Annotated in this window: 3 protein-coding genes; 1 reads left to right on the forward strand and 2 read right to left on the reverse strand. The window is 71.3% G+C overall.

Annotated elements, in window-relative coordinates; all coding sequences use genetic code 11:
* The coding region (locus tag D7V80_RS40810) for a hypothetical protein (RefSeq protein WP_147447399.1) at positions 1-318 on the reverse strand (318 nt) is incomplete at its 3' end.
* A gap of 48 nt (positions 319-366) precedes the next feature.
* Here D7V80_RS40810 and D7V80_RS40815 point away from each other — a divergent pair.
* Positions 367-1,218: a tRNA (5-methylaminomethyl-2-thiouridine)(34)-methyltransferase MnmD gene (locus D7V80_RS40815; RefSeq protein ID WP_120593128.1), complete on the forward strand. Its 852-nt coding sequence runs from the start codon at positions 367-369 to the stop codon at positions 1,216-1,218.
* Here the strand turns inward: D7V80_RS40815 and D7V80_RS40820 are convergent.
* Complete coding sequence (locus tag D7V80_RS40820; RefSeq protein WP_014397590.1) at positions 1,169-1,786, reverse strand: DUF2378 family protein; 618 nt, start codon at positions 1,784-1,786, stop codon at positions 1,169-1,171. The two genes, D7V80_RS40815 and D7V80_RS40820, sit on opposite strands and share 50 nt — an antisense overlap.
* Positions 1,787-2,020 lie beyond the last annotated feature (234 nt).

Genomic DNA, 2,020 nt, shown 5'->3' on the forward strand with positions numbered 1-2,020 from the left:
CGCCTCCTCCGTCGCCTCCAACCCCTCCGGACACCCCGAGCGCAGGTGGAAGTCGTCGAAGCGCAGGAACACGTCCACCCCCATGCCCACCGCGTTCTGACACAGCGACTCCAGGCACGCCGCCAGCGGATGCCCGGAGTCCCCCGAGGCTTCCCCCGAAGCTTCCACCGACGCCTCCCACGCCGCCGCCAGCACCGTGCGCGTTTCCGCTTCCACCCGCAGCGACAGCCGCACCCGGCCGCCCTCGAACGCAGCCTCCCCGTGCCGGACGTCCTCCCCGTGAAGCGCGCCCCGATGTTCCTGCCCTGGAGTCGTCATGCTAGGCACCCATCCTTTCCCACACGTCCCCTCCAGGCCAGGAGCCCCATGTCCGAGCCCTCCCATCCGCGCGACGGCGACTTCGAGCTCGTCACCCTGCGCAACGGCCACCGCGCCGTGCGCCACCTGGGCCATGGCGAGGTCATGCACCCCGCGGTGGGTCCGTGGCAGGAAGCCCTGCGCCTCTACGTCGACCAGCCCGGCCTCGCGGACCGCCTGCGCCAGCCCGGCCCGCCGCTCGTCATCCACGACGTGGGCCTGGGCGCCGCCACCAACGCCGTCGCCGCGCTCACCCGCGCCCGCGAATTGGGCCCGGACCGCGCCCGCGACCTGCACATCGTCAGCTTCGAGGTGGACCTGGCCCCGCTGCGGCTCGCGCTCGCGGACGCGGAGGGCTTCCCCTTCCTCCAGCCGTTCCGCGAAGCCTGTGAGAGCCTCATGAAGCACGGCGCCTGGAGCGAGCCCGGCATCCGGTGGACCCTCAAGCTGGGGGACGCCGTGCCCTTCTTGGAGCCGGAGGCGGAGCTGCCCCCGGCGGACCTGGTCTTCTTCGACCCGTTCTCACCCGCGTCCAACCCGGACATGTGGACCGAAGCCGTCCTCGCCCGGGTGCGCCGGCACTGCCGGGAAGATGGAGAGGGCGCCCTGCTGATGACCTACAGCGCGGCCACGCCCACCCGCGTCACGCTGCTGCTCGCGGGGTTCTACGTGGGCGCCGGCGTGTCCACCGGCACCAAGGGGGAGACCACCGTGGCCTCGACCCGCTATGAAGCACTGACCGCACCGCTGGGGTCCCGGTGGCTGGAGCGCTGGGAGCGCTCGTCCTCCCGAGCCCCGCACGGGGGGACCCTCACGCCTGAGGTCGAGCGTCGCCTCCGGACCCATCCTCAGTGGCGCTGAGCGCCCCTTCCACGGCGGCCTCGCTCCAGCGCAGGTGGAACGTCGCCGCCGTGCCGTCGAACTCCTCCGGCAGCGCCACCACCCGCCAGCCCCCGCACAGCGCCACCGCGCGCGCCAGCAAGCCCGCCGCGAACGTCGGCTGATCCGCCAGCACGTCGTTCATCCAAAGCTCTAGCGAAGTCGCGCTGCGCTCCACGATTTTGACTTCACTGAAGTTGTTGCCGGCGCGAAAGCCCAGGTCCGCCCGCAGCAGCATCCGCCGGGGACCGGCCAGCCGGCCCACGCCCAGGAGCGCACGGCCAAAGAAGGTGCCGAAGTAGGCGTCCATGAAGCGCTCGCCCAGGGAGTAGTACGCGGCCTCCGCCGGCACGCCGCCATAGACGTGCCCGGCCGCGATGCGCAGGAACTCCCGCCACTGCTCCAGCGAATAGGTGCGCTCCAGCTTGCGGTCGAGGTCCAGCCCCGCCCGCTTCAGGTGCTCGCGACATGCGGGCGTCAGGCGGTTCTCCAGCGCTCGGACGAAGAGCGCTTCGACGGTCTGGGCGAAAACAAGCTTCTCAGGATTCATGCGGAGCACCCTACACGAAGCCCCCCATGCGATGCTCCCCCACCTGTGTACTGACGTTCAGTGTCGTGCCCCCTGAGTGTCAGGAAGCTGGCGCGCGCCGCACCCTTCGTGAACTCCGGGTGTTTTCAGACCCTGCGTTGACGGACCGCGCCACCAGGCCGCGCAGCCACTGGTGCGCGGGGTCGCCGTCGAAGCGCTCGTGCCAGACCTGGAGGATGTCGAAGGGGCGCAAGG

The sequence above is a fragment of the Corallococcus sp. CA054B genome, from assembly GCF_003611625.1.
In the GTDB taxonomy this organism is placed as follows: Bacteria; Myxococcota; Myxococcia; order Myxococcales; family Myxococcaceae; genus Corallococcus; species Corallococcus coralloides.

Coding starts and splice junctions, on each gene's coding strand:
- D7V80_RS40815 (WP_120593128.1), top strand. CDS start 367: ATGTCCGAGCCCTCCCATCCGCGCGACGGCGACTTCGAGCTCGTCACC.
- D7V80_RS40820 (WP_014397590.1), bottom strand. CDS start 1,786: ATGAATCCTGAGAAGCTTGTTTTCGCCCAGACCGTCGAAGCGCTCTTC.